This is a genomic window from Aeromonas sp. 9A, from assembly GCF_963900955.1.
In the GTDB taxonomy this organism is placed as follows: Bacteria; Pseudomonadota; Gammaproteobacteria; order Enterobacterales; family Aeromonadaceae; genus Aeromonas; species Aeromonas salmonicida.
In genome coordinates this window covers 1,287,264-1,312,277 of the sequence record NZ_CAWRFG010000001.1, presented here as the reverse complement: position 1 = coordinate 1,312,277, position 25,014 = coordinate 1,287,264, and the positions used below count along the sequence as shown (strand labels likewise).

28 protein-coding genes are annotated in these 25,014 nt (G+C 59.5%); 20 read left to right on the top strand and 8 right to left on the bottom strand.

Annotation, left to right across the window (positions count from 1 at the left end; genetic code table 11):
- The first annotated feature begins 57 nt into the window (after positions 1-57).
- The 3 genes from AACX78_RS06415 (at position 58) to AACX78_RS06405 (ending at position 1,822) form a co-directional block, all read left to right on the top strand.
- Positions 58-396, top strand: coding sequence for a DUF2956 domain-containing protein (locus AACX78_RS06415; RefSeq protein ID WP_159165700.1), 339 nt, complete (start codon positions 58-60; stop codon positions 394-396).
- Between the two features lie 107 nt (positions 397-503).
- Positions 504-839, top strand: a complete 336-nt coding sequence (locus AACX78_RS06410; RefSeq protein ID WP_017412614.1) for a hypothetical protein — start codon at positions 504-506, stop codon at positions 837-839.
- 113 nt (positions 840-952) lie between these two features.
- Positions 953-1,822: a tetratricopeptide repeat protein gene (locus AACX78_RS06405; protein WP_159165699.1), complete on the top strand. Its 870-nt coding sequence runs from the start codon at positions 953-955 to the stop codon at positions 1,820-1,822.
- A 95-nt stretch (positions 1,823-1,917) separates the two neighbouring features.
- Here the strand turns inward: AACX78_RS06405 and AACX78_RS06400 are convergent, their stop codons facing one another.
- Complete coding sequence (locus AACX78_RS06400) at positions 1,918-3,324, bottom strand: sigma-54-dependent transcriptional regulator (protein WP_159165698.1); 1,407 nt, start codon at positions 3,322-3,324, stop codon at positions 1,918-1,920.
- A gap of 152 nt (positions 3,325-3,476) precedes the next feature.
- Positions 3,477-4,283: an FKBP-type peptidyl-prolyl cis-trans isomerase gene (gene fkpA, locus AACX78_RS06395; protein ID WP_011899028.1), complete on the bottom strand. Its 807-nt coding sequence runs from the start codon at positions 4,281-4,283 to the stop codon at positions 3,477-3,479.
- A 119-nt stretch (positions 4,284-4,402) separates the two neighbouring features.
- Between fkpA and AACX78_RS06390 the strand changes: the two genes are divergently transcribed.
- Both AACX78_RS06390 and AACX78_RS06385 read left to right on the top strand, forming a co-directional pair.
- Positions 4,403-5,371: a WD40 repeat domain-containing protein gene (locus tag AACX78_RS06390; protein ID WP_099991706.1), complete on the top strand. Its 969-nt coding sequence runs from the start codon at positions 4,403-4,405 to the stop codon at positions 5,369-5,371.
- Positions 5,372-5,385: 14 nt separating this feature from the next.
- On the top strand, positions 5,386-5,601 hold the full coding sequence (locus tag AACX78_RS06385; RefSeq protein WP_005311800.1) for a SlyX family protein: 216 nt from the start codon (positions 5,386-5,388) through the stop codon (positions 5,599-5,601).
- A 74-nt stretch (positions 5,602-5,675) separates the two neighbouring features.
- On the opposite strand, the gene slyD is transcribed toward AACX78_RS06385, so the two are convergent.
- Positions 5,676-6,299: a peptidylprolyl isomerase gene (gene slyD / locus AACX78_RS06380; RefSeq protein ID WP_155602803.1), complete on the bottom strand. Its 624-nt coding sequence runs from the start codon at positions 6,297-6,299 to the stop codon at positions 5,676-5,678.
- Between the two features lie 153 nt (positions 6,300-6,452).
- Complete coding sequence (locus tag AACX78_RS06375) at positions 6,453-6,659, bottom strand: YheV family putative zinc ribbon protein (protein WP_034523471.1); 207 nt, start codon at positions 6,657-6,659, stop codon at positions 6,453-6,455.
- Positions 6,660-6,698: 39 nt separating this feature from the next.
- Between AACX78_RS06375 and AACX78_RS06370 the strand changes: the two genes are divergently transcribed.
- The 3 genes from AACX78_RS06370 (at position 6,699) to AACX78_RS06360 (ending at position 9,525) form a co-directional block, all read left to right on the top strand.
- The gene (locus tag AACX78_RS06370; RefSeq protein WP_159165697.1) at positions 6,699-7,385 is read left to right on the top strand and encodes a hypothetical protein; all 687 of its coding nucleotides are present in this window, start codon (positions 6,699-6,701) and stop codon (positions 7,383-7,385) included.
- A 182-nt stretch (positions 7,386-7,567) separates the two neighbouring features.
- Entirely contained in the window at positions 7,568-8,467 is a 900-nt protein-coding gene (locus AACX78_RS06365) for a chemotaxis protein (protein ID WP_005311791.1), read from the top strand.
- Positions 8,468-8,538: 71 nt separating this feature from the next.
- Positions 8,539-9,525: a hydrolase gene (locus tag AACX78_RS06360; protein WP_159165696.1), complete on the top strand. Its 987-nt coding sequence runs from the start codon at positions 8,539-8,541 to the stop codon at positions 9,523-9,525.
- On the opposite strand, the gene AACX78_RS06355 is transcribed toward AACX78_RS06360, so the two are convergent.
- On the bottom strand, positions 9,504-10,655 hold the full coding sequence (locus AACX78_RS06355; protein ID WP_159165695.1) for a GGDEF domain-containing protein: 1,152 nt from the start codon (positions 10,653-10,655) through the stop codon (positions 9,504-9,506). The genes AACX78_RS06360 and AACX78_RS06355 overlap by 22 nt on opposite strands.
- 93 nt (positions 10,656-10,748) lie before the next feature.
- On the opposite strand from AACX78_RS06355, the gene AACX78_RS06350 reads away from it, so the two are divergent.
- Positions 10,749-10,991 (top strand): YheU family protein, encoded by a 243-nt coding sequence (locus AACX78_RS06350; RefSeq protein WP_159165694.1) that lies wholly within the window; start codon positions 10,749-10,751, stop codon positions 10,989-10,991.
- A gap of 503 nt (positions 10,992-11,494) precedes the next feature.
- On the opposite strand, the gene AACX78_RS06345 is transcribed toward AACX78_RS06350, so the two are convergent.
- Positions 11,495-12,841, bottom strand: coding sequence for a UDP-glucose dehydrogenase family protein (locus tag AACX78_RS06345; RefSeq protein ID WP_159165693.1), 1,347 nt, complete (start codon positions 12,839-12,841; stop codon positions 11,495-11,497).
- 280 nt (positions 12,842-13,121) lie between these two features.
- Here AACX78_RS06345 and arnB point away from each other — a divergent pair, with 280 nt between their 5' ends.
- The 9 genes from arnB (at position 13,122) to AACX78_RS06300 (ending at position 22,268) form a co-directional block, all read left to right on the top strand.
- A complete protein-coding gene (arnB, locus tag AACX78_RS06340) occupies positions 13,122-14,258 on the top strand; it encodes a UDP-4-amino-4-deoxy-L-arabinose aminotransferase (protein WP_159165692.1) in 1,137 nt (378 codons plus the stop codon).
- A 6-nt stretch (positions 14,259-14,264) separates the two neighbouring features.
- A complete protein-coding gene (gene arnC / locus AACX78_RS06335) occupies positions 14,265-15,242 on the top strand; it encodes an undecaprenyl-phosphate 4-deoxy-4-formamido-L-arabinose transferase (RefSeq protein ID WP_017412056.1) in 978 nt (325 codons plus the stop codon).
- Positions 15,239-17,230, top strand: a complete 1,992-nt coding sequence (arnA, locus tag AACX78_RS06330) for a bifunctional UDP-4-amino-4-deoxy-L-arabinose formyltransferase/UDP-glucuronic acid oxidase ArnA (RefSeq protein ID WP_159165691.1) — start codon at positions 15,239-15,241, stop codon at positions 17,228-17,230. Before arnC ends, arnA begins: the two co-directional genes overlap by 4 nt.
- A complete protein-coding gene (gene arnD, locus AACX78_RS06325) occupies positions 17,223-18,122 on the top strand; it encodes a 4-deoxy-4-formamido-L-arabinose-phosphoundecaprenol deformylase (protein WP_159165690.1) in 900 nt (299 codons plus the stop codon). The genes arnA and arnD overlap by 8 nt, the downstream gene beginning before the upstream one ends.
- A 68-nt stretch (positions 18,123-18,190) precedes the next feature.
- Positions 18,191-19,834 carry a lipid IV(A) 4-amino-4-deoxy-L-arabinosyltransferase gene (gene arnT, locus AACX78_RS06320; protein ID WP_159165689.1) on the top strand — a complete coding sequence of 548 codons (1,644 nt, stop codon included), beginning with the start codon at positions 18,191-18,193 and terminating at the stop codon, positions 19,832-19,834.
- Positions 19,834-20,178 (top strand): EamA family transporter, encoded by a 345-nt coding sequence (locus tag AACX78_RS06315; RefSeq protein WP_059113079.1) that lies wholly within the window; start codon positions 19,834-19,836, stop codon positions 20,176-20,178. The genes arnT and AACX78_RS06315 overlap by 1 nt, the downstream gene beginning before the upstream one ends.
- Positions 20,175-20,621 (top strand): 4-amino-4-deoxy-L-arabinose-phosphoundecaprenol flippase subunit ArnF, encoded by a 447-nt coding sequence (gene arnF, locus AACX78_RS06310; protein WP_159165688.1) that lies wholly within the window; start codon positions 20,175-20,177, stop codon positions 20,619-20,621. Before AACX78_RS06315 ends, arnF begins: the two co-directional genes overlap by 4 nt.
- Positions 20,622-20,849: 228 nt before the next feature.
- Positions 20,850-21,719, top strand: coding sequence for a phosphoribulokinase (locus tag AACX78_RS06305; protein ID WP_005311770.1), 870 nt, complete (start codon positions 20,850-20,852; stop codon positions 21,717-21,719).
- 15 nt (positions 21,720-21,734) lie between these two features.
- Positions 21,735-22,268 (top strand): DUF4136 domain-containing protein, encoded by a 534-nt coding sequence (locus AACX78_RS06300; protein WP_021138329.1) that lies wholly within the window; start codon positions 21,735-21,737, stop codon positions 22,266-22,268.
- Between the two features lie 67 nt (positions 22,269-22,335).
- Here AACX78_RS06300 and AACX78_RS06295 read toward each other — a convergent pair whose 3' ends face one another.
- Complete coding sequence (locus tag AACX78_RS06295) at positions 22,336-22,632, bottom strand: MliC family protein (RefSeq protein WP_021138330.1); 297 nt, start codon at positions 22,630-22,632, stop codon at positions 22,336-22,338.
- A gap of 48 nt (positions 22,633-22,680) precedes the next feature.
- Positions 22,681-23,085, bottom strand: a complete 405-nt coding sequence (locus AACX78_RS06290; RefSeq protein WP_005311765.1) for an OsmC family protein — start codon at positions 23,083-23,085, stop codon at positions 22,681-22,683.
- A gap of 309 nt (positions 23,086-23,394) precedes the next feature.
- Between AACX78_RS06290 and crp the strand changes: the two genes are divergently transcribed.
- The gene (gene crp / locus AACX78_RS06285; protein WP_005311762.1) at positions 23,395-24,033 is read left to right on the top strand and encodes a cAMP-activated global transcriptional regulator CRP; all 639 of its coding nucleotides are present in this window, start codon (positions 23,395-23,397) and stop codon (positions 24,031-24,033) included.
- A 122-nt stretch (positions 24,034-24,155) separates the two neighbouring features.
- Positions 24,156-24,956, top strand: a complete 801-nt coding sequence (locus AACX78_RS06280) for a putative RNA methyltransferase (protein ID WP_021138331.1) — start codon at positions 24,156-24,158, stop codon at positions 24,954-24,956.
- Positions 24,957-25,014: the final 58 nt, after the last annotated feature.

Genomic DNA, 25,014 nt, shown 5'->3' with positions numbered 1-25,014 from the left:
TGAGGGCGCCGTTTTTATGGCATACTCCCCGCCCATCGATGCCGAGGAGAATGTTTGATGGCCAAGTACGACAAGATTTCCCCCGAGACCCAGCAAGAGGCGCAGAAAATTGCTCGCGCCAACCAGAAACCGGGACAGACCAAAGAACAGACCCAGCTGATCGCCCAGGGGATCCAGAAAGGCATAGACGAATACAAGAAGCAGATGAAGGCGCGGGCTCGCGAGGCCAGTCGCCAGAAGAAGTTGCAAACCAAGGCAAAACAGCAGCCGCAAGTCGGACATGAGGAGGAGGGCGACATTGAGCTTGTCGAGGTCTCCCGCCAGCATCCCCTGCCCTGGATCCTGTTGCTGCTGAGCTGGGTTGGCTTTGCCGCTGCCTGGCTAGGGTTGCACTGAGCGCGCAAACCTTTACCTGGGATCCTCTTCACAGGCTGGGGGCAGCATGCTGGTCATCTTCCCTTCCGACTGATTAAATCCCGCCTCTTGTCGTCTGGAGACTTGCCATGAACCCGGCCCCCTTCTATCTGCTGGCACCCCTGGTGCTGTTTATCGTGACCCTGGTGCTCTATCGCATCTCTCCGCTGCGGGCCGTCGCCGCCGGCAGTGCCCGCTGGTTTATCCTGCCCGCCTTCACTCTGTTCATCCTGCTCATAGTGATCAACGGCGCCGCCGATCCCGCCCTGCGCAGCCCAGCCTTTCACTGGCTGATGCCCGGGCTTGGCTTTGCCCTGACCCTGTTTCCGGCCCTGCCCAAGGCGCTGGTGCCGCGTCTTGCCATCAAGGAGGGTGCCTTCGCCGCCCTCGGCCTGATGCTGATGAGCCTCGCCATGGTTTACTGATCGGCTGGCCGCTGGCGTTGACATGACTCAAGGGGCGCTCTGTGACGGGCGTCCCTTGTACAAACAATGGTCCGTAGGCATATTGGTGACAATATCACCGGCAAGGAGGCCAGATGGACAAGTCACACGATTTTATGGCGCAGTGGAATTATCAGGATCCCGCCGCCAGTGCCCTGCGTTTTCATGCACTTCTTCCCGAGGCGCGTGCTGCTGCCGACCTGCAACTCGAGCTGGAGTTGCTGACCCAGATCGCCCGTACCCATTCCCTGCAGCGCCAGTTTGCCGAAGCCCACCAGCTGCTCGACGAGATAGAACCCCGCCTCACCGATGCCACCCCGCGAGCCCGCCTTCGCGCCCTGCTGGAGCGCGGCCGCACCTTCAACTCCGCCGGCGACAAAGCCACTGCCAGAACCCTGTTCGAACAAGCCTGGCAATGGGGGCTCAAGAGCAAGGAGCGCTATCTGGCCATCGATGCCGCACACATGATAGCCATAGCCGCGCCACTGGATGAGCAGAGCCGCTGGCATCAGCTGGCCATGGAGCTGGCGGAACGCAGTCAGGATGAAAAGGTGCGCGGTTGGCTCGCCAGCCTCTACAACAATCAGGGCTGGACCCTGTTCGAGCTGGGACGCTTTGATGAAGCCAGAGTATTCCAGCAAAAGTGTCTGGCCTGGCACGAACAACATAACAATACGGCCAAGGCCTTCATCGCCCGCTGGAGTCTGGCGCGACTGACCCGGGCACAGGGGTTGCACGAGCAGGCGCTGGCCGAGCTGAAGCAGCTGCAGCTGGAAATGACAGAGGCCGGAGAGCCGGAGGATGGCTATCTGTTCGAGGAGCTGGGGGAAAATGCATTGGTGCTGGACGATCCGGCTGCGCCCGAATACTTCTCCCGCGCCTGGTTTCTGCTGTCACAGGATCGCTGGTTCAAGGCCAACGAGGCGGAGCGACTGGCCAGACTCAAGCAGCTGGCCAAGCTCTAGCAAACAGCCTCTAACAAAGCAGCAGGGCGGCCAGTTGGCCGCCCTGCGCACAAGCTCATCTGCCCAAGATGACGGATGCCATCCCGACACCTGCTTCAGACCAGGCTCGTCTCTTCCCAGCCCTGCTTTTTGCGATAGATGGTGGAGGGACTGATCTCCAGCAGTGCCGCTGCCTTGGGGATGTTGCCGTCACAGCTGGCGATAGCCTGCTCTATGGTCTCTTTTTCCACCAGCCAGAGCGGGCGTATCGGCGCGTTGAAAGAAGGCAAGGTGGCACTGCCAGCCGCGGCCAGCGGCGCTGTTGCGGCCAGCATGCTACCCCGACTGCCGTTCAGCGGCGGTGGCAAGATGTCAGGACTCACCAGCTCTCTGTCGTTGAGCACCACTATGTTGCGCACCACGTTTTGCAACTCGCGCACGTTGCCAGGCCAGGGGTAATCGAGCAGCACCCGCGCCGCCTCCACATCGAAATCCTTGAAGCGCTTGTTCTCTTCCTTTGCGTAGCTCTGCAACAGGTTACGCGCCAGCAGCAGTATATCCTCGCCGCGCTCGCGCAGCGGTGGCAGGCTCAGCGGGATCACGTGCAGGCGGTAGTAAAGATCCTCCCGAAAACGTCCCGCCTTCACCTCCACCAGCGGATCCCGGTTGGTGGCGCAGACGAAGCGCACATCCACCGTCTCCAGCTTGCCGCTGCCGACCCGTTGCAGGGTGCCGGTCTGGATGAAGCGCAGCAGCTTGCTCTGCAGGTCGAGATCCATCTCGCAGATCTCGTCCAGGAACAGGGTACCGCCATCAGCCAGACTGGCCGCCCCCTTGCGATCCCCCTGGGCGCCGGTGAAGGAGCCTTTGACGTGACCGAAGATCTCGCTCTCCATCAGGTCATGGGGAATGGCGGCGCAATTGAGCGCTATGAAGGGTTGCTCGCTGCGGGGGCTGCACTGGTGAATGGCCTCTGCGCACACCTCCTTGCCGGTGCCGCTCTCCCCCGTGATGAAGACGGTCGCCTTGCTCGGCGCCGCGCTCTCGATGATGCGATAGACGGCCTGCATCGGCATGGAGGCACCGATAAAGCCGGCGAACGAGCTGCGTTCGAAATTTTCCCGATACTGGGCCACCAGCGAACTGAGTTGCTGATGTTTCAGGGCATTGCGGGCAGTGGCACAGAGCCGCTTGCCGTCGAACGGTTTGGTCAGAAAGTCGAAGGCACCGAGGCGCATCGCCTCCACCGCCACATCCACCGAGCCGTGAGCGGTGATCACCACCACTGAACAGGGCAACTGCTGTTCGGTGATCTGCTGCAAAATGTCCATGCCGGACATGTCGGGCAGTTCAAGGTCGAGCAGTACCACAGGTGGCGGGCTGGTCAGCAGTTGCGCCAACGCCTGCTGACCACAATCGGCCAACAGCACCTCATAGCCATCCTGGGCCAGATACTGTTCATAAACCACCGCCAGACTGCGGGTATCTTCCACCAACAGGACTCGAGGTTTGCTTTCAGCCACGGGAGCCATCCTTGCGATTGATTTTGTTGTCTATTTCAGGTCTTGCCCGCCATGTTACCACAGCTGGCGCGGCCTCTCTTTTATCCCGCCATTCGCAGGGAGATACAAGTAAAAACGGCTCCCTAAGGAGCCGTTTTTTCAACGATGGGCGCTTACTTCTTGGCGTTGTCGCCATCAGCAGCCGGCTTCTCGATCGCCAGCAGCTCAACATCGAACACCAGCACGGCATTGGCCGGGATGGAACCTGCACCGTGCTCGCCATAAGCCAGCTTGGACGGCAGGAAGAACTTGAACTTGGAACCGACCGGCATCAGCTGCACGCCTTCAGTCCAGCCAGGGATAACCTGGTTGAGCGGGAAGGTAGCCGGCTCACCGCGATCGACGGAGCTGTCGAACTTGGTGCCGTCGGTCAGGGTACCGGTATAGTGAACCTTGACGATGTCAGTGGCTTTCGGCTTGGCGCCGTCACCCATCTTCTCGACCAGATACTGCAGACCAGATTCGGTGCTCTTCACACCTTCTTTCTTGGCGTTGGCAGTCAGGTACTCTTCACCCTTCTTCTGGTTATCCACGGCATCCTTGTCAGCCTTGGCCTTGGTCAACTCGTTGATCTTGGCATCGTATTGCTGCAGAACCTTCTGGATCTCCTCGTCAGTCATGCTGGCTTCTTTACCCAGACCGTCGGTCACACCCTTGAGGATGACGCTGTTGTCCAGTTTGATGCCGAGTTCCTGCTGACGTTCCAGGGTATTGGCGATATAACGACCCATGGAGAGGCCAATTGCATAGCCGGATTGCTCTTCAAAGCTCTTGGCATCAGCCTTGGGGGCCTCTGCCGGCTTGCTGGCTTCTGCCTTGACCTCTGCGTTGTTCGCAGCCGGCTTCTCATCTTTTTGGCAAGCAGTCAGACTCACGGCAACCGCCGCAGCCAACAGGGACACCTTCAGAAAATTGTTCATCAGTTTCTCCAAAACTCTAAATACCGCTCTCGGTTCCTTCGTGAAATGAGAGGTTTATCGTGATAAGCGCCTTATACTAACGCCGTGATCGCAGGTAACGAAAGCATGAGACAGGAAAAATGATAAAAAGTGCCATTTATCTCATCGGTATTTGTCTGATACTGACCGGTTGCGAGCGGAGCGCCCAACCGGGCCAGCAAGTCATCCTCGACAGCCAGGGGCTGCTGAGTGCGGACCTTGCCAGTGACGGCAAACAGGCCGTCGTCTCCAGTCTGGACCAGGGCACAGTCGTGTGGGACCTGGAGCAGGGCAAGGAGCGCTGGCGCTGGCGTCAGTCCGACAATCCGGACAATGTCCCCATAGTGACCCGTTTCTCGGCAGACAACAGTCATGCGGTGACCGCTACCCTGGATACCTTCGCCATCTGGCGCCTGCAAGATGGCCAGTCCCAGGGCTACTACTCGCTACCTGAATCCAAACTGAGGGACATAGCGCTGTCGGCCAATGGCCGCCAGGTGTTGATCGGGCGTGAAGATGGCAAGGCGGAGGTGGTCGACACCCAGAGCGGCCGCCGACTGCAATTTCTCGGCCACACAGAGCAGGTCAATACGGTGGATCTCTCCGCCAATGGTCGCTACGCCCTCACCGGCGGCAACGACTACAGCGCCTATTTGTGGGATACCCGCTCAGGTCAGGTGGTATGGCGTTTCAACCACGCCGGTCGGGTGGTAATGGCAAGGCTCGATCCCCAGGGCCGTTTCGCCTTCACCGCCGACAGCCGTCAGGCCAGCATCTGGGATCTCAAGACAGGCAAGGAGGTGAGCCGCTTGCAGTTCGCGCATCGCTTCGAGGTCTACACCAGTGCCCGCTTCGCCAACGACGGCAAATGGCTCATCACGGGCGCCCCCTCCCGCCAGCTCTCCCTGTGGCAGGTGAGCGATGGCACCCAGCTGCAAAGCTGGCGCGTCTCGCCCCATCCCAAGGTGAAACCGCCGAGTGCAGTGGTCTACGGCGTGGCTTTGCGCGACAATAGCCACCTTGTCAGCGCCAGCTCCAGTGGTCTGGCCGAAATCTGGACTATCAAGTAAGGACCTAAAGGCCCATGAGTCAGCAACTTAACGATCGCATCGAAACCCTGGAAAGCCGTCTCGCTTTCGCCGAATACACGGTGGAACAGCTCAACGACGAGGTCACCACCCAGGGCCGTGAGCTGGATCGACTCAAGCACCAGATCCAGCTGCTGGTAGATAAACTGCAAAGCGTACAACCTAGCCAGATTGCCAGCATGGCCGAAGAGACGCCGCCCCCGCACTACTGAGCGGTTGTCTCGGCACCATAAAAAAACCCGCGATAAACGCGGGTTTTTTTATCGGGTCAGGCCCGGGGCAGAGATCAGTGCTGGTGACCCTTGCCACCGCAGCCGCCGCCACCGCAGCAACCGCCATGACCCTGCTCATCGCCATGGTCATGACCGTGATCGTGACCATGGCCACCACCGCAGCAACCACCGTGCTCATGGCCGTGATCGTGGTCATGGTCGTGACCGCAACCACCGGCACCGTGAACGTGGCCGTGAGCCAGCTCTTCGGCAGTGGCGGCACGGACGTCCTTGATCTCGACCTTGAAGCCCAGGGTCACACCAGCCAGCGGATGGTTACCATCTACCTTGACGAACGCTTCGGACACTTCGATAACGGTCACCGGGCGGTGACCATCGTCAGTCTCGGCCACAAAAGTATCCCCTTCAGACACTTCCATGCCGTCAAACAACTCGCCAGGTACTTCTTGCACCAGGGTTTCGTCGTATTCGCCATAGGCCTGGCTCGGTGCCAGAGTAAGGTCGAACGCCTCGCCCACGCTACGGCCTTCCAGCTCGGCTTCGAGGCCGGAGACCAGATAACGGGTACCGTGCAGATACACCAGAGGCTCTTTACCGACAGTGGTGTCGATGACTTCACCATGTTCGTCAGTGACTGTGTATTCCAGCGTAACCACGCTCAGGGGAGCTACTTTCATGTCAGGGATCCTGCGGATAGAAAAAAACGGGCTCAGAATACCTCAAAAAGGTGGCCAAGCATATGGTCGGGGCCCCTCCGTCATGATGAAAAAGTCATCACTGCGAAACGGGATGAGCCTGACTTACGCCCCTTTCTGGTACTGCTGATGACCTCACTCGGGACGAAACACCCCTATGACCTGTTCGGTCTCACGGGTTAGCTTGTCCACCTCGGCCTGAGTCTGCACCTGGGTATCCCCGCAGTCGACACAGGTCACCTTCTCGACTCCATGCTCCATATACAGCATCATGGTGTCCATTTTGCCACATGCTGGGCACACAGCGCCGGCAATGAAGCGTTTTTTACGTCTGGTTTCCATTTTTGTTACCTCCAGGCAGCATCATATCAGGGTTTTTACATGCATCACGCCATCGAATGTCAGCATTTTTCCTCCCCTCACCTGCAGGTTGGCGGCCGCAAACGCGCGCCACTGGGCCAGTTGCTGCGAATAACCTGGGGCGGGGCGCTGCTGCGACTTGGCCAGCATGAATTGCTGCTGACAGCGGGCAACAGTTTCTGGCTCTGCGCCGATGCCCTCGCCGCCTTCAGCCCGCTGGCAGGCTGCCATTATGATTTGCTGACTTGTTCCCCGCGGGTTGCCCAACCTGCACAGGCAGGCTGGTTGCACCCGACACCGCTACTTGATGCCCTGTTCGACAGCCTGACTCAGTGGCAACGCCCACGCGACTGGCAAGGGGCCTATGGTTATCGCCTGCAGGTGATGCTCGACGAGCTGCAGGCCTGCCCGCTCGCGCAACATGGTGACCAGATGCTGCAAGGCGCCTGGCGGGCACTGGCAGGCCAGCAAACGGGCAGTGACGCCGCCTGGCAGGCGTGCCTCTCCCATCGAGGCATGACAGATCAGGGTATCGCGGCCGATGCCCTGAGCGCCCAGTGGCAGCTGCTGCAAGCTGTGCGCCTGCTCAAAAGCGGCAGCAAACGGGAACAGGTGATAGCCAAGCTCGGCTACCGGGACGAAGAGGCTCTCGCCCAAGCGTGTCAGCACTGGCTTGGCGCCAGCCTGGACCAGCAAGTACCCGCCTGATCTCCCCTGATTGCCATGACCCGCACAGACACGCCATAGGGTCAGGAAGGTGAATAAATGGGTGAAATGAGTCCAGTTTTACGGCGCGCGGTCGCTAATAACGGGAGGGCCATTTCGCCTATAATCCTTTATGCTAGGGGCCTGAATTGACTGATACCGTTTTGACTCACAGGACATCTGCCATGAAAAGCAAGGCCAACCAATCCCAGGGCATGTTGCTGTTTCATCTCTCGGCCAAACAATCCTTTGCCATCGGCACCCTCAAGGTGAAGGAGATAGTGCCTTACACCCAGCTCACGGCCATGCCACACTCGCACCCGACCGTGCTCGGCGCCGCCAGCATGCGGGGCACCACAATCCCGGTGATCGACATGGCCATGGCGGTGGGTTATCGCCCTATCAGCAAGGAGGAGATGCCGAGCTGCTTCATCATCATCACCGACTGTCGCCGCACCCTGGTGGGCTTTCTGGTGCGCGGCATCGACAAGATCACCGAGTGCAACTGGCGCGATATCGAGTCCCCTCCCGCGGCTCTCGGCCATAACGTGTTCGTGACCGGGGTGACCCGGGTCAACGACCAGCTGATCCAGTTGCTGGATGTGGAACTGATACTGTCACGGGTCTACCCGGACGACCCCAGCCACCTCTATCCGGTGCTGACCGATGTGCAGCGGGAGCGGATCAAGCCGATGCGGATCCTGCTGGTGGATGACTCCTCCGTCGCCCGCCGCCAGCTGATGGCCGCCCTCGACTACATCAATATTCCCTACGAAGTCTGCACCAACGGCAAGGATGCACTTGCACTGATGCAGGCTCGCGCCAGCCAGAAGACTCCCATCGACATACTGGTGAGCGACATAGAGATGCCGGGACTCGACGGCTATGAACTGGCCTTCGAGGTACAGAGCGACGCGACGCTGGCGGGTGCCTACATCATCCTGCACACCTCGCTCTCCAGCGAGATCAGCGTGGAGCGGGCCCATCAGGTGGGTGCCCACGAGGCGCTGACCAAGTTTGAGGCCAACGAAATGGTCCAGGCCATGTTGCGCGGTGCCGAGCACCACGACAGCCTGCTGGCCTGACCAAAATCGGCGAGAAGCGTCCCTTCTCGCCGTGCTTTTCATTGCCCTGATACCTGCTTCGGATCCCCATCATGCTCATAGAGAGTCACTTCCATGCCCCATGGTGGGCGCGCAATCCCCATCTGCAAACCATATTGCCAAAGTGGCTGCGACGAGCCCCCGCCCGTTTCGTGCCAGAACGTTTTGAACTGGCAGACGGGGACTTCGTCGATCTCGCCTGGAGCGGTGACATCAGCCAGGGGGAGCGGCCACTGATAGTGCTGTTTCACGGCCTGGAGGGGAGCATTCACTCCCACTATGCCAAAGGGTTGTTTGCCCATCTGCAGCGCCAGGGGGACGAGGCGGTACTGATGCATTTTCGCGGCTGTAGCGGCGAGCCCAACCGCCTGCTGCAAGCCTATCACTCCGGTGCCATCGAGGATGCACAGGCGCTGATCGCCGAGCTGGGGCGGCGTTTTCTCGGCAAGCCGATGATCGCCATCGGCTATTCACTGGGGGGCAACATGCTGGTCAATCTGCTGGCGCGGGCCTGCCCGAAGGAATTGAAGGCAGCCGTGGTGATCTCGGCACCGCTACAGCTCGACAGCTGCGCCGATCGGGTCAATCAGGGATTCTCGCGGGTGTACCAAAACTATCTGCTGCGCACCATGCGCCATAACCTGCAAAGCAAGATCCGTCGCCAGGCCGAGGCGGGCAAACGCTGGCAACCCCAGCAAGTACAAGCGATTGCTACCCTGCGCGACTTCGACGAGCAGGTCACGGCTCCCCTGCACGGCTTTGCCAGTGCGGACCACTATTACCAGAGCTGCTCGGGTCTGGGGCTACTGGCACGCATTCCCATTCCTACCCTGGTGATCCACGCCGCCGACGATCCCTTCATGACGGATGCCGTGATCCCGCGGCCGGAGCAACTCTCACCCATGGTGCGTTACGAGTTGAGCCGGCGGGGAGGCCATGTGGGCTTCCTGCACGGCACGCCTTGGCGGCCCCGCTTCTGGCTGGATGAACGGATCAGTCGTTGGATTGCCAAACAGAGTCACTCTGCGACACAGAACTGATTGCGCCCCCTCTCTTTGGCCCGATAGAGCGCCTGATCGGCACGTTCCAACAGCTGGTTCGCCCCTTCGCCGGATACTGTGCCGGCAATCCCCTGACTCACAGTCACCCAGGCGGCAACATCGGAAGCCAGATGTTCCAGCTGCAAGCTCGCCAAGCCATCTTGCAGCCGCTGTGCAACGCTTGCCGCCATCTGACGATCTGCATTGGGCAGCAGCAGCACAAACTCTTCCCCGCCATAACGAGCCACCAAATCAGATGGAGTGCGTATCGCACGGTTGAGCGCTTGTGCCACCTCCTTGAGACAAATATCCCCCATCAGGTGGCCGTAGTGATCATTGAAGCGCTTGAAATAGTCCACGTCGATCAGGATGAGCGAAAGAGGAGCGCCACTTTTTAGGCTATCGGCCAGCGCCCGCTCCAACTCGATATTGAAATGCCGTCGGTTGGCAACACCGGTCAAGGGATCTTGTTTGGCGAGCAGATCAAGTTGCTGCAGCAGCGTCAGATTTTCATGCTCCCGCACGATCGCCAGCTCAAACCAGCGGTGCAGCATCCGGCGGCCAACCTCCAATACCACTAGACCACAACCTAATCCCAGCATGTATAACAGCGGAAAATCAACCCGCAGGTAAATCTCATTCCATATCCCTAACAGCAATGAGCCGAACACGTATCCGTAAAATACCTTCCACGAAGGATAGAAAGCGATCATCGCAGCTAACAGATTGAGCCGCATGATGCCATTTGAAAAACTGAGGCCGCCTCGCAGCTCGACCTGCCCCAATGTATAAAGATGAACAGCCCACACACAACCCCAGCCAAGAGTGACCAGAGAGGCGGCCCGCAACCAGGCCCTGTCATTGAGACAATCACAGAACAGAGAAACAACAGGCAGCAGTAGCAAGACAACAATGAACAAGGCCACTTCATTCTGGAAGCGCCACGGGAGTGCATCCTCAATGGTAAGACCCGCTTGACGATATACTTCATAACGGATCCACAGAAACAGAATGGTCACCCAGTTCAACAACCAGAACCACACCATACCGCGCCAAATCGCTTGACGGCGCGCCTGATCAAGGTGGGCAACCAGCGTTGGCGGTGTACTCAGTTGTGCAGCAGACAGCATGCATGGACTCCAAAGACAATAAAAAGGTTGCACTGACGGGATTCAACACAACAATAGCCTGACGATTACCTCTTTATACTTTGAGACCTTTAAATGATCATTCCCTGGCAAGACTTGGACTCCGATACCCTCAACAGCCTGCTCGAGCACTTCGTCCTGCGGGAAGGCACCGAGTACGGTGAGCATGATGTCAGTCTGGCTGACAAGGTCGACGATGTCAGACAACAGTTGCAACAAGGCCTGGCCGTGATCGTCTACAGCGAGCTGCACGAGAGCATCAACATAGTGTCAAAAGCGACCTTCAGCAGCGCACCGATGGACGATATACCGGAATAGCCAGGTGATTGCCATCCCAATCTGGGCCTTGCCAGCGCAACTGGCATGATGGCGCAACAAACCTGACAGTTCCCGCCCGGGGTCAGGCCTTTATACCGGACATAAAAATGGCCCGCCGAATCATCGACAGGCCATTTGGGGCAAGTATGGGTACCTTTATAAGCATATAATTAAGCGAACCACACCTTCCGAATAAATAAATTCGCACTGATGAAAAACAGATAAATAAGATACCGGTCATCCCGGGATAAACCTGCCCCCATATTTTCCGGTCAGGGGATAATCCATAGCAATTACATGAGTATAAAGAAGGCGCTCACACCACCCTATTTACAAGATGTGAGCATGCCATCACCTCATAGAATTTCACGCTCATAGCGTTATTCAGCCAGGTCAGCTCAAGGTGCGTCTCTGTTTATTTTTGACGGTAAAACCGACTCTGCTGGTTGGTAAAAAGACATGGGTGAGATGAGCGATAAATTTTCATTCAACGCCCGCCTCCATTATCTATTTACCGACTCGCCCCGCCCAATACCATAGTAATGAAAGCCATGATCCCGCATGCGACCCGGATCAAACAGGTTCCGGCCATCCACGATCAGCGGTTGCTTCAATGCCTGCTTGATGGTGGCAAAATTGGGTGCTTTGAAATGGTTCCACTCGGTGCAGATCACCAGGGCATCGGCCCCAAACACGGCGGCCTCCTTGGTCCCCATCAGCCTCAGGTTGTCACAATAGCCATAGAGCTGCTGGGTCTCCTGCATGGCTTCCGGATCATAGGCCTGCACTGTGGCGCCAGCACGCCAGAGGGCCTCCATCAGGGCACGACTCGGGGCCTCGCGCATGTCGTCGGTATTGGGTTTGAATGCCAGCCCCCACAGAGCGATCGTCTTGCCCGCCAGGGATTCCCCCTGGGCGCTGAAGAAGTCTGACAGTATCTCGTAGAGTCGCGATTTTTGCTGCTCGTTGATGCGCTCCACCGCCCGGATCAGCGGCATGTCATATTGCAGTTCCTGGGCTGTTGCCAGCAAGGCTTTGACATCCTTGGGGAAACAGGAGCCGCCGTAGCCACAGCCAGGGTAGATGAACTGATAACCGATGCGCTGATCCGACCCTATCCCCTGACGCACCATCTCGATGTCGGCCCCGACCCGCTCGGCCAGGCCAGCCATCTCGTTGATGAAACTTATCTTGGTGGCCAGCATGCAGTTGGCGGCGTACTTGGTCAGCTCGGCACTGCGCACATCCATGAACAGGATGCGGTCATGGTTGCGATTGAACGGCTCGTAAAGCTCGCGCATCAGCTGGCGGGACGCCTCGTTGCGAGTGCCGACCACGATGCGATCCGGCCGCAGACAGTCCTGGATGGCGGAGCCCTCCTTCAGAAATTCGGGGTTGGAAACCACATCGAAGGCAAACGACTTGTCCAGTTGCTGCTGAACCAGCTTCACCCTGGCTGTCACCTTGTCGGCTGTGCCCACCGGTACGGTCGACTTGTTGACTATGATGACGGGCTCATCACGATGACGAGCTATGGTGTCAGCCACCTCCAGCACGTGGCAAAGATCGGCAGAGCCATCTTCTCCCGGCGGGGTGCCCACCGCCAAAAACTGCACCTCACCGTGCTTGACGGCCAGGATTGCATCCGTGGTACATACCAGGGCACCACTCTTGATATTGCGCTGGAGCAGCGCCTCCAATCCGGGTTCATAGATGGGAACCTGACCAGCCATCAAGTCAGCCACCTTCTGTTCATCGACATCGACACAGATAACCTGATGACCAATATCGGCCAGTACAGTGGCCAACACCAGCCCCACGTAACCACTTCCAAATACAGTAATGTTCATATTGATACAACCAGAATGTCAGAGATGATGCAGTGTTGAAAAATGAGCATTTTTCGGATTTTAAATATTTACCACCCCCCTATAAATGGTCGCAGCGTTTAATTGTTACCAGCTGTTTCTGCCCCCTTGCCACCCCGCTTTTATATGGATTTTGACAGTGAATTGTTACCAGCTGTTGCTGAGCCATTGCGGGGCCAATTTTATATACGCTATGTTGAAATTAATGTTTAAGGCCGCCTGTTCTGATGGGCACTGATTAATATTCATTGTTGGATCTCTTATGCAAGACTTTCTGCCATTTTCGAAGCCAGCCATCGGCGACGCCGAAATAAGTGCTGTCTGTGAGGTGCTGAAATCGGGATGGATCACCACGGGCCCGAAGAGTCACGAACTGGAACAGCAATTCTGTGACACATACGGCTGCCAGCATGCCGTTGCGCTCAACTCTGCCACCGCTGGCATGCACGTCACCCTGATGGCGCTGGGCATAGGCCCGGGGGATGAGGTGATTACCCCGTCACAGACCTGGGTGTCCACCATCAACCTCATCACACTGCTCGGCGCCGAACCCGTTTTCGTCGACGTGGACAGAGACACACTGATGACCAGCGCAGAGCTTATCGCGCCGCTCATCACAGTCAACACCAAGGCCATCATTCCGGTTCACTACGCCGGCGCCCCCGTCGATCTGGACCCTATTCTCAAGCTGGCCAGACAATACGACATCCCCGTCATCGAAGACGCCGCCCATGCCATTGGCACCCGCTATCGGGATCGCTGGATTGGCGCCACCGGCACCGCCATCTTCTCCTTCCATGCCATCAAGAACCTGACCTGCGCCGAAGGGGGCATGCTGGTGACCGATGACAAGGCGCTGGCGGACAAGGTACGCATGCTCAAGTTTCATGGTCTCGGGGTGGATGCCTTCGATCGCATGACGCTGGGCCGCAAACCGCAGGCGGAGGTAATAACGCCGGGCTTCAAGTACAACCTGACCGACATCAACGCCGCCATCGCCCTGGTCCAGCTGGCACGCCTGCCCGAGCTCAATGCCAGGCGCGCCGGGCTGGTCGCCCGTTATCAGGAAAATCTGGCAGGGCTGCCGCTGGCGCCACTCGCCATCCCAACCTATCCCCATCTGCACGCCTGGCACCTCTTCATGGTGCGGGTCGACCCCGAGCGCTGCGGTCTCGACAGGGATCAACTGATGCAGGCGCTGCAGGAGCGCGGCATCGGCACCGGCCTGCACTTTCGCGCCGCCCATACCCAGAAATATTACCGCGAGCGCTACCCCGCCCTCAGCCTGCCTCATACCGAGTGGAACTCATCGCGCCTGTGCACACTGCCACTCTTCCCGGACATGACGCTGGCCGACGTTGACCGTGTGGTCGCGGCACTCACCGACATATTGGAGTAACGACACGTGAACAACACAGATATCAAGCTGGTTTCGGTGATCATCCCCGTTTACAACGAGGAGGCCAGTCTGCCCGTGCTGCTGAGCCGGGTCACCGCCGCCTGTGAGCTCCTGCCCCAGGATTACGAGGTGATCCTGATCGACGACGGCAGCCACGACGGCTCCACCGAGATCATCAGCGAGGCCGCCGCCAACAGTGACAGCAAGCTGGTCGGCGTGTTGCTCAATCGCAACTATGGCCAGCATGCCGCCATCATGGCCGGCTTCGAAACCGCCAAGGGAGACCTGGTGATCACCCTGGATGCGGACCTGCAGAACCCGCCGGAGGAGATCCCCCGTCTGGTGGAGGCCGCCATGCAGGGCTATGACGTGGTGGGCACAGTGCGCCGCAACCGCCAGGACTCCTGGTTTCGCAAGACGGCCTCCCGACTCATCAACAAGTCGGTGCAAAAGGCGACCGGCGTCCACATGAGCGACTACGGCTGCATGCTGCGGGCCTACCGCCGCCACATCATAGACGCCATGCTCTGCTGCCAGGAACGCAGTACCTTCATCCCCATCCTGGCCAACAGCTTCGCCCGGCGCACCATAGAGCTGGAAGTCGGCCATGCCGAGCGGGCTCATGGCGAATCCAAATACGGCCTGATGCACCTCATCAATCTGATGTATGACCTGGTCACCTGCATGACCACCACACCGTTGCGCCTGCTCAGCATCGTCGGCAGCCTGGTGGCGGGACTCGGCTTCACCTTCTCCATACTGCTGGTCCTGATGCGCCTCGTCATGGGTGCCGACTGGGCCGCCGATGGTGTCTTCACCCTCTTTGCCATTCTCTTCACCTTCGTCGGCGTGCAACTGCTGGGCATGGGGCTGCTGGGGGAATACATAGGCCGCATGTACACAGATGTGCGTGCCCGCCCCCGTTACTTCATCCATCAGATAGTGCGCACCGCCACCCCTTCGCAACAGGAAACTGAACAATGAAAGCTGTCGTCTTTGCTTATCATGATATCGGCTGCACCGGTATCGAGGCCCTGCTCGAGGCAGGTTACAAGATCCAGGCCGTCTTCACCCATGCCGACGACCCGGGCGAGAACCGCTTCTTCGGCTCCGTGGCCCAGCTCTGTGCCGAACACGGTCTGCCGGTCTACTCCCCCGAAGATGTCAACCATCCGCTCTGGGTCGAGCACATCAAGGGGTTGGCGCCCCAGGCTCTCTTCTCTTTTTATTACCGCCACATGCTCAAGCAGGAGATCCTGGATATCCCCTCCGCCGGCGCCTTCAACCTCCATGGCTCCCTGTTGCCTGCCTATCGCGGCCGTGCCCCCATCAACTGGTGTCTGGTCAATGGTGAACAGCAAACAGGTATCACACTGCACCAGATGACGATGCGGCCCGATGCCGGCGCCATCGTCGCCCAGCAGGCCGTCGCCATCAAGGAGGCCGACACTGCGCTGACCCTGCACGGCAAGGTGCGCCTCGCCGCCAAAGCCTTGCTGGACGCCGAACTGCCCAAGCTGCGGACGGGCGACATCAGCCTCACCCCGCAGGATGAGTCCAGAGCCAGCTACTATGGTCGCCGCACCCCGGCCGATGGCGAGCTGCACTGGGATAAATCCGCCAGGGATCTCTACAACCTGGTGCGCGCCGTCACCCAGCCCTATCCGGGCGCCTTCAGCTTCGCCGGTGATCGCAAGCTGACGGTGTGGAAGGCAACCCACATAGCCCAGGATAGCGACATGCTGCCCGGCACCATCCTCAGCCAGGATCCGCTGCGCATTGCCTGCGGTGAAGGGGTACTGGAAATCGTGGCCGGTCAGGCGGAAGGGGGACTCTATGTGCGCGGTGCCCAGCTCGCCCGTGAACTGGGCCTGGTGGCAGGCATGCGGCTCGGCGCCAAAGCCAGCAGTGCCCTGCGCAAGGAGCGATTGACCCGGGTGCTGATCCTCGGGGTCAACGGCTTCATCGGCAACCACCTGACCGAGCGTCTGCTCAAGGATGGCCGTTACGAGGTCTATGGGCTGGATATCAGCGCCAGCGCGCTCGGACGCTTCATCGACCACCCCCATTTCCATTTCGTGGAAGGGGACATCAGCATCCACACAGAGTGGATCGAGTATCACATCAAGAAGTGCGACGTGATCCTGCCGCTGGTGGCCATCGCCACCCCCATCGAATACACCCGCAACCCGCTGCGCGTGTTCGAGCTCGATTTTGAAGAGAACCTCAAGATCGTCCGCTACTGCGTGAAGTACAACAAGCGCATCATATTTCCCTCCACCTCCGAGGTGTACGGGATGTGCGACGATCACAGCTTCGATGAAGACGAGTCCCGCCTCATCGTCGGCCCCATCCACAAGCAGCGCTGGATCTACTCCGTCTCCAAGCAGCTGCTGGATCGGGTGATCTGGGCCTATGGCAAGAAAGAGGGGCTCAATTTCACACTGTTCCGCCCCTTCAACTGGATGGGACCGCGGCTGGATAGCCTGGACTCAGCCCGCATCGGCAGCTCCCGCGCCATCACCCAGCTGATCCTGAATCTGGTGGACGGCACCCCGATCCAGCTGGTGGATGGCGGCGCCCAGAAGCGCTGCTTCACCGACATAGAGGACGGCATCGAGGCCCTGTTCCGCATCATAGAGAACAAGGGCAACCGCTGTGATGGCCAGATCATCAACATCGGCAGCCCGGACAACGAGGCCAGCATCCTCCAGATGGCCGAAGTGCTGCTCGGCAAGTTCGAGGCTCACCCGCTGCGCCACCACTTCCCGCCGTTTGCCGGTTTCAAGCGAGTGGAGAGCAAGTCCTTCTACGGTGACGGCTATCAGGATGTTTCCCACCGCCGTCCCAGCATCAAGAATGCCCGTCGCCTGCTCAACTGGGAACCGACCATCGAAATGGAAGAGACCATCGGCAAGACCCTGGACTTCTTCCTGCAAGGGGCGGTCAGCACGGGAGTCGAGCATGATTGATGTGGGTCTGCGGATCGACGTTGATACCTTCAGGGGGACCCGTGACGGGGTTCCCCGCTTGCTGCAAACCCTCGACCGGCATCAGATCAAGGCCAGCTTCTTCTTCTCCGTGGGCCCCGACAACATGGGGCGCCACCTGTGGCGCCTGCTCAAACCCCGCTTCCTGCTCAAGATGCTGCGCTCCAACGCGGCATCCCTCTATGGGCTGGATATTCTGCTGGCCGGCACCGCCTGGCCCGGCAAGTCCATCGGCAAGCAGCTGGGCTCCCTGATGCGCGATACCGACAGCGCCCGCCATGAGGTGGGCCTGCATGCCTGGGATCACCACGGCTGGCAGGCCAATACGGGCCGCTGGAATGAAGCAACGCTTATTCACCAGACAAGGCTGGGGGTGGATGCCCTCAACCAGATCCTGGGGCGGGAGGTGGATTGCTCCGCCGCCGCCGGCTGGCGGGCAGATCCGCTCACCACCCAGGCCAAGGAGGCGTTCGGCTTTCGCTACAACAGCGATTGCCGTGGCAGCGGCCTGTTTCGACCCCTGCTGCAAGATGGCCGACCGGGTACGCCGCAGATCCCGGTCAACCTGCCCACCTTCGACGAGGTGGTCGGCACAAAGGTGACAACGGCGCAGTTCAACGCCTTCATGCTGGACAGGCTCTGCACCCCGCCGCAGGTGGCTCCTCACGTCTACACCATTCACGCCGAGGTGGAAGGGATCGTCATGGCGGATCAGTTCGATGCGCTGCTGGCCGAGGCTAGCGCTCGCGGCATCCGCTTTGTCCCGCTGGGAAGTCTGTTACCCCCTGAACCCGCTCAATTGGATGCCGGACGGCTGGTGCGCGGCACCCTGCCGGGGCGAGAGGGATGGCTTGGCTGCAAGGCCGATGTCTAGACCCTTACTCACATCGCGGACGTCATGATGCGCCATTGCGCTCACCACACAATGCTACAGAGGATGTCATGAAGTTGACCAAGTGGGCCCTGCCCCTGTTCTTTCTCTTGTTTTACCTGCTGCCCCTCGACCAGCGGCCGCTTTGGAGCCCCGACGAGAACCGTTACGCCGAGATAAGCCGGGAGATGGTGAGCACGGGGGATTGGGTCGTGCCCCACTTCCTGGGCTTGCGCTATTTCGAGAAGCCCATCGCCGGTTACTGGTTCAACAGCATCAGCCAGCAGCTGTTTGGTGACACCAACTTCGCCGTGCGCTTCGCCTCGGCCGCCGCCACAGGCCTGAGCGCCCTGCTGATCGTCTGGTTTGCGCTGCAGCTTTGGCAATGCCGGCGCAAGGCCTTCCTTGCCGGGCTCATCTATCTGTCACTGTTGATCGTCTATGGCATAGGCACCTACAGCGTGCTCGATGCCATGGTCACCCTCTGGCTCAACGCGGCCATGGTCAGCTTCTATCTCATCCGGCAGGAGAGTCCGCTGCGAACCCGGGTCGCCGGCTACCTGCTGTTTGGCCTGGCCTGCGGCATGGGCTTTCTCACCAAGGGCTTCATCGCCCTGGCGGTGCCTGTCATCGTCATAGTGCCCTACGTCATTTATCAGCGCCGCCTGCCCGAACTGCTGCGCTTCGGCCCATTGGCGATGGTGAGTGCCGCCCTGCTGGCCGCCCCCTGGGCCATCGCCGTACACCTGCGGGAGCCCGATTACTGGCACTACTTCTTCTGGGTCGAACACATACAGCGCTTCGCGGCGGATAACGCCCAGCACAAGGCGCCGTTCTGGTACTACCTGCCCATGGGGCTGCTCGGCACCCTGCCCTGGCTGGGCCTGCTGCCCGGCGCACTGCGCAAGGGCTGGCAGGATCGCAAGATAAGTCCGGAGACCCTCTATCTGCTGGCCTGGGTGGTACTGCCATTGCTGTTCTTCAGCGTTGCCAAGGGCAAGCTGCTCACCTATATCCTGCCCTGCTTCGCTCCCCTGGCCATGCTGCTGGCCGCCAGCGCCATGGACAAACTCAAGGAGGGGAAAGCACAGCCATTCAGGCTCAACGCCTGGTTGAACGGCCTGTTCGGCCTGCTGTGCATGGGTATCCTCGCCGTGCTGGCCTTCTCCCCCAGCCACGCCGTCTATGGCACCGAAGATAATGGCGCCCTGGCGGTGGCCATGATCATCTTCGCCGGCTGGGCCCTGCTCGGTTTCATACAGTTGAAGGATGTCAGCCGCCGCTGGATCCTGAGCGCGCTCTGCCCCATGGTGCTGGCGGTGGGTCTGCCCTGGGCATTGCCGCAATCCTTGATCGATTCCAAGCTGCCGGAGCGCTTCATCGAGGCCAACCAGGCCGTGCTGATGGACTCCAGCGCCCTGCTGGCCAACGATGTGGGGCTGGCCTCCTCCCTCGCCTGGGGCACCCGGCGCAGCGAGATCCAACTATTCGACAGCAAGGGGGAAGTGCATTACGGCTTGAGTTACCCGGATGCCAAGGAGCGCTACGTGACCCGGGCCGACTTCCCGGCCTGGCTGGCCGAGGCACGTAAAAAAGGTCAGGTGGCCCTGTTGCTGAAAACGGATAAAGACGGCAGCACGGGATCTCTGCCACCGGCCGACGAGACGATAGTGAGCCACCGACTGACCCTGCTTGTCTACCACGGGGCCCGCTGATGGACATGCTGCTGCTTCTGCTGGTGTGCCTGCTGACCTGCGGCGGCCAGATGCTGCAAAAACAGGCGGTCATCAGCTGGCAGCGCCAGCCCTGCAGCCACTGGCAGAAGCTATTTTCACCCTGGCTCATCGCCAGCGTGGCGGCCCTCGGCAGCGGCATGCTGCTCTGGATCTACCTGCTGCAACGACTGCCGCTGAGCATGGCTTACCCCATGCTCAGCATCAATCTGGTGCTGGTGCTGATTGGCTCGCGGCTGTTTTTTCACGAGCAGATCAGCTACCACAACTGGCTGGGGGCCGGTGCCATCATCATTGGCGCCCTCTTGCTGGGAGGCTTGCTATGAAAGGTGACAATACCGGGGTTGGCAAAGAACCTGCGGTGACGGGGAGGCCCGCGATCAAGGGCTATCTCTATGTGCTGGGCAGCATACTGCTGGTGACCCTGGCCCAGCTCGCCATGAAGTGGGGTGTCATGCAGCTGCCAGCCTGGCAGGCCAGCCTCGATATCATGCTGGCTCACCCGGTGCCGCTGCTGGTCATCACAGCCGGAGTGGGCTGCTATGCTCTGTCGCTGCTCTGCTGGCTGGCGGCGCTGCACTTCACCCCGCTCAATATCGCCTACCCCCTGCTCAGCACCAGCTATGCGCTGGTCTACCTGCTGGCTGTCACCATACCGAGCTTTGCCGAACCGCTGGAGCCGGGCAAGGCGGTGGGAGTGATCTTCATCCTGCTGGGAGCCGTGCTGGTGGGGATAAAACCGGTGGGCAGGAAGCGCAACGCCCATTAACCCATCACGGGTTGGGCTCGCTATCCTCCCTGTGCAAGGGCTGCTTCGGCAGCCCTTTTCTTATGATGCGGACCCTCTGCTCACCCGGCTCACCTCCCTTCGTCGCTGCGCGCCTGAGAACAAGTGTCACGCCAGTGAACCAGTCGGGCGGCGGTACTGACAAGCGGCGTACTTGACCGCACTCGGAACATGCCTTTATAACGGAACTCCCAAGGAAGAGAGAATTCTATGTCGGCCAAGCATCCCATCATTGCAGTCACCGGTTCGTCCGGTGCCGGCACCTCCACCTCCACCAACGCCTTTCGCTCCATGTTTCATCAGCTTGGTTACAAAGCGGCCGTGGTGGAAGGGGACAGTTTTCATCGCTACACCCGACCGGAAATGGACGTGGCGATCCGCAAGGCGCGCGAGCAGGGGCGCCACATCAGCTATTTCGGCCCCGAGGCCAACGACTTCGCGCTGCTGGAATCCTTCTTCCAGGAGTACGGCCAGAACGGCAGCGGCCAGTATCGGCGCTATCTGCACAGCTTCGACGAGGCGGTCCCCTTCAATCAGATGCCGGGAACCTTCACCCCCTGGCAAAATCTGCCGAGCGAAACCGATCTGCTGTTTTACGAGGGACTGCACGGCGGCGTGGTCACAGATGACCACAATGTGGCGCGTCACGTGGACTTTCTCATCGGCGTGGTGCCCATCGTCAACCTGGAGTGGATCCAGAAGCTCATCCGCGATACCTCGGAGCGAGGTCACTCGCGCGAAGCGGTCACCGACTCCATAGTCCGCTCCATGGATGACTACATCAACTTCATCACACCGCAGTTTTCCCGCACCCATATCAACTTCCAGCGGGTGCCGACCGTGGATACCTCCAACCCCTTCAGTGCCAAGGTGATCCCGAGTCTGGACGAGAGTATGCTGGTGATCCGGTTTCGTGGCATCAAGCAGGTGGACTTCCCTTACCTGTTGTCGATGATAGATGGCTCCTTCATCTCACGGATGAACACTATCGTGGTTCCGGGTGGCAAAATGGGCTTCGCGATGGAGCTGATCCTGCGCCCGCTGATCCAGCAACTGCTCGAAACCGGCAAGATCACTTAAGCCAAGGAGCTTATGATGCGGTTAGCGTTTATCTCTGTGGTATTGGCCGCCCTGCTGGGCGGTTGCAGCAGCGGCCCGGCCGCTCCGACCCTGGAGTCGGGCACCATGGTGGTGCGACCGGCTGCGAGCTGGCCGTTTGGTGCGACGCCGCGCTACGCGCTGGCCGAGCAGTTCCAGTATGCGGGTGAGAGTGCCGAGGGCTGGCTGGTGCCGGTTCAGCAGGCGGTCAATCAGGAGCTGGGCAGCAAGGGCTGGCAGAGCGTGCCCCTCGATGAAGCGGATCTCTGGGTCGCCATCGGTGTCGCAGGCAGCAAGGACTTGAGCGATGGCGAGATTTTCGCCCGCCTCGGCATGACCCCCGGGCTGCAAGCCAAAGTGGGGGCACGCAAAGGCACCCTGGCCATAGTCCTGCTCGACCGGCGTACCCAGCAGGCGGTGTGGAGCAGTGCCATCCAGCTCGCCAGTGACGTCGCCATCCCCGACGAGTCACGCCGCCAGCTGAGCCAGCAACTGGCCGGCCAGATGCTGGACTCCCTGCCCGCCCGCTAGCACGGGTCTTTTCCCCTTGAAACAAAACGGCCTGCGAGAGCAGGCCGTTGTGATCACACCATGACGATTACTTGCGCTGACAGGTCAGCAGGGTCACATCTTTCTGACTGAGGATGGCCTGTTTCTCCTGATTCCAGAAGGTGGTGACACCATCGGAATACTTGGCGCCAGACTCTGCTTCTACCCGGCCCAGCTTGTGATACACACCGGCGTACGGGAACTGCACCATGTCGGCCTGAGCATCATAGGTAATGGCCAACAGCTCTTCTCCGCACTGGTACTGGCTGTACTGGTACTGGGTCGGCTGGGGCATGCTGCAGGCCGCCAGCCCCAGCAGGGGAAGTAACACTATCAAGTTTTTCATTGCACTTTCCTTATGTCATGGCGTTATCGACGGGACAAATCACAGCTATCAGGCTTCAAGAATTTGATAACTATGGGTAATTTCTACCGCTTTTTCCAACATCAGGGAGACGGAACAATACTTTTCCATCGACAGGTCCACCGCGCGGGCCACCTGCTTCTCGGCCAGCCCCTTGCCGGTGACCACAAAGTTGAGGTGGATCTTCTCGAACACCCGCGGCACCGACTCCACCCGCTGCCCTTCCAGTTCCACATGGCAGGCGGTCACGGATTGACGTGCCTTCTCCAAAATGGAGACAACGTCGATCGAGCTGCAGCCGCCCACCGCCAGCAGGATCATCTCCATCGGGCTGGCACCTTCGCCGGGGTTGGCGCCGTCCAGGGTCACCTGATGACCGGACTCACTCTCGCCGACAAACTTCATGCCTTCCACCCAGCTGACCTTGGCTTTCATCTCACATTTCCTCTTAATGACGACATATCTGACTGACATAGCATACCCCAGACGACGCCCAATCGGCATATGTGAGCCATTTTCGGGAACTTCGGTGCTAACTAGATCAAAATCAACATCTGATGCCCCCAAGTTCCCTAAAATGGCGCAGATAGCGCAGCAGGCATCAAGGGGATCTGGCAAAAGCCCTCAAAGCCTTGTCAGCACAGACAAAGGCTCTTATCCTACTGCGACTAATACAAGGAATGGCAAGGTTGGCAGCTTGCCCGGACGCACGAGTCCATAAAAAGACACTACAGAGGAATTCTCATGGTCATTGGCAAACCGCAAAGCGATCCCACCCTGGAATGGTTCTTGTCGCACTGCCACATTCATAAGTATCCCGCCAAGAGCACCCTGATCCATGCGGGTGAGAAAGCGGAGACCCTCTACTACATCGTCAAGGGCACTGTGGCCGTCTTGATCAAGGACGATGAAGGCAAGGAGATGATCCTCTCCTATCTGAACCAGGGCGACTTCCTGGGCGAGATGGGCATGTTCGAGGAGAGCGAGAATCCAGAGCGTTCCGCCTGGGTGCGCGCCAAGGGCTCCTGTGAAGTAGCCGAGATCTCTTACAAGAAGTTCCGTCAGCTGATCCAGGTCAACCCGGACATACTGATGCGTCTCTCCGGCCAGATGGCGACCCGACTGCAGCACACCAGTCAGAAAGTCGGCAACTTGGCCTTCCTGGACGTGACAGGCCGGATCGCCCAGACCCTGCTCAATCTGGCCAAACAGCCGGACGCCATGACCCACCCGGATGGCATGCAGATCAAGATCACCCGTCAGGAGATTGGCCAGATCGTCGGCTGCTCCCGTGAAACCGTTGGCCGGATCCTCAAGATGCTCGAAGAGCAGGAGCTGATCTCCGCCCACGGCAAGACCATAGTGGTGTTTGGTACCCGCTGACAGGGTTCCCTGACGGCTCAGCACAGAGCCGTTGGATAAAAAAGGCTGCCACGGCAGCCTTTTCTGATCGTCTCCCCTATAATCGCGAACGCCCTTCCCCAGCCTCAATCAAGCGAGTGTGTATGCATCTTCAATGTCCCGTTTGCCGCAGCCCCCTGCATCTTCACGAAGCATCCCGCGGGGTCTATTGCGACAACAAGCACCATTTCGATCCGGCCCCGGAAGGGTATCTGGATCTCATTCCCGGCAAGAAGAATCCCAAGGACAGCGACAGCCGCGCCCTGATGCGTGCCAAGCGCCACTTCCTGGAACAGGGCCATCAGGCGCCGCTGGTAGACGCCATGGCGGCCTTGTTAGCCCCCCTCGGTGCCCATGAACTGATCCACCTCGGCTGCGGCGAAGGTTACTACTGCCGTGCCCTGGCCGAGCGCCTGCCCGAATGGCAATTTGGCGGATTCGATCTGGCCAAGAACGCCATCTTCGCCGCCAACAAGGTACAGCCTGAAGCTCAGTTCATCATCGCCGATCCGGCTCGTGCCCCGCTGCAACCGGGCACGGCCCAGGTGCTGCTGGTCAATGATCTCAAGGTCAAGACAGAGCTGCTGGTCAGCTGGCTGGCACCGGGTGGTTACCTGCTTTACCTGCAGCCAGGCCCGCGCCACCAGTGGCAGCTGAGGGTCAGCCTCAACCCTGTCAGCATGGAGCACCCCCTCAGCTGGCCAGCCCTCGGCGGCCTCAACCCCGTGGGTCAGGAGCGTTGCCAGTTCACCATGACCATGGATCAGAGCCTGCGCAGCTTCATTCTGGAAACCAGCCGACTCGGCTGGCGGGCCAGCGCGGAGCAGCGTCACGCCTTTACCCAGCAGGGACCGGATGAACTGGAGCAGGATCTGCTGTTGAGCCTGTGGCAAAAGCCGCTCTGATTGCGCTCATTCCCATGAAAAAATGCCCTGACGGGCCTTTTTTATTGAACGAATACAG

Excerpts from the sequence above, each read along its gene's own strand:
- AACX78_RS06415 (WP_159165700.1), top strand. The coding sequence starts at position 58 with ATGGCCAAGTACGACAAGATTTCCCCCGAGACCCAGCAAGAGGCGCAG.
- AACX78_RS06410 (WP_017412614.1), top strand. The coding sequence starts at position 504 with ATGAACCCGGCCCCCTTCTATCTGCTGGCACCCCTGGTGCTGTTTATC.
- AACX78_RS06405 (WP_159165699.1), top strand. The coding sequence starts at position 953 with ATGGACAAGTCACACGATTTTATGGCGCAGTGGAATTATCAGGATCCC.
- fkpA (WP_011899028.1), bottom strand. The coding sequence starts at position 4,283 with ATGAACAATTTTCTGAAGGTGTCCCTGTTGGCTGCGGCGGTTGCCGTG.
- AACX78_RS06390 (WP_099991706.1), top strand. The coding sequence starts at position 4,403 with ATGATAAAAAGTGCCATTTATCTCATCGGTATTTGTCTGATACTGACC.
- AACX78_RS06385 (WP_005311800.1), top strand. The coding sequence starts at position 5,386 with ATGAGTCAGCAACTTAACGATCGCATCGAAACCCTGGAAAGCCGTCTC.
- slyD (WP_155602803.1), bottom strand. The coding sequence starts at position 6,299 with ATGAAAGTAGCTCCCCTGAGCGTGGTTACGCTGGAATACACAGTCACT.
- AACX78_RS06375 (WP_034523471.1), bottom strand. The coding sequence starts at position 6,659 with ATGGAAACCAGACGTAAAAAACGCTTCATTGCCGGCGCTGTGTGCCCA.
- AACX78_RS06370 (WP_159165697.1), top strand. The coding sequence starts at position 6,699 with ATGCATCACGCCATCGAATGTCAGCATTTTTCCTCCCCTCACCTGCAG.
- AACX78_RS06365 (WP_005311791.1), top strand. The coding sequence starts at position 7,568 with ATGAAAAGCAAGGCCAACCAATCCCAGGGCATGTTGCTGTTTCATCTC.
- AACX78_RS06360 (WP_159165696.1), top strand. The coding sequence starts at position 8,539 with ATGCTCATAGAGAGTCACTTCCATGCCCCATGGTGGGCGCGCAATCCC.
- AACX78_RS06355 (WP_159165695.1), bottom strand. The coding sequence starts at position 10,655 with ATGCTGTCTGCTGCACAACTGAGTACACCGCCAACGCTGGTTGCCCAC.
- AACX78_RS06350 (WP_159165694.1), top strand. The coding sequence starts at position 10,749 with ATGATCATTCCCTGGCAAGACTTGGACTCCGATACCCTCAACAGCCTG.
- AACX78_RS06345 (WP_159165693.1), bottom strand. The coding sequence starts at position 12,841 with ATGAACATTACTGTATTTGGAAGTGGTTACGTGGGGCTGGTGTTGGCC.
- arnB (WP_159165692.1), top strand. The coding sequence starts at position 13,122 with ATGCAAGACTTTCTGCCATTTTCGAAGCCAGCCATCGGCGACGCCGAA.
- arnA (WP_159165691.1), top strand. The coding sequence starts at position 15,239 with ATGAAAGCTGTCGTCTTTGCTTATCATGATATCGGCTGCACCGGTATC.
- arnD (WP_159165690.1), top strand. The coding sequence starts at position 17,223 with ATGATTGATGTGGGTCTGCGGATCGACGTTGATACCTTCAGGGGGACC.
- arnT (WP_159165689.1), top strand. The coding sequence starts at position 18,191 with ATGAAGTTGACCAAGTGGGCCCTGCCCCTGTTCTTTCTCTTGTTTTAC.
- AACX78_RS06315 (WP_059113079.1), top strand. The coding sequence starts at position 19,834 with ATGGACATGCTGCTGCTTCTGCTGGTGTGCCTGCTGACCTGCGGCGGC.
- arnF (WP_159165688.1), top strand. The coding sequence starts at position 20,175 with ATGAAAGGTGACAATACCGGGGTTGGCAAAGAACCTGCGGTGACGGGG.
- AACX78_RS06305 (WP_005311770.1), top strand. The coding sequence starts at position 20,850 with ATGTCGGCCAAGCATCCCATCATTGCAGTCACCGGTTCGTCCGGTGCC.
- AACX78_RS06300 (WP_021138329.1), top strand. The coding sequence starts at position 21,735 with ATGCGGTTAGCGTTTATCTCTGTGGTATTGGCCGCCCTGCTGGGCGGT.
- AACX78_RS06295 (WP_021138330.1), bottom strand. The coding sequence starts at position 22,632 with ATGAAAAACTTGATAGTGTTACTTCCCCTGCTGGGGCTGGCGGCCTGC.
- AACX78_RS06290 (WP_005311765.1), bottom strand. The coding sequence starts at position 23,085 with ATGAAAGCCAAGGTCAGCTGGGTGGAAGGCATGAAGTTTGTCGGCGAG.
- crp (WP_005311762.1), top strand. The coding sequence starts at position 23,395 with ATGGTCATTGGCAAACCGCAAAGCGATCCCACCCTGGAATGGTTCTTG.
- AACX78_RS06280 (WP_021138331.1), top strand. The coding sequence starts at position 24,156 with ATGCATCTTCAATGTCCCGTTTGCCGCAGCCCCCTGCATCTTCACGAA.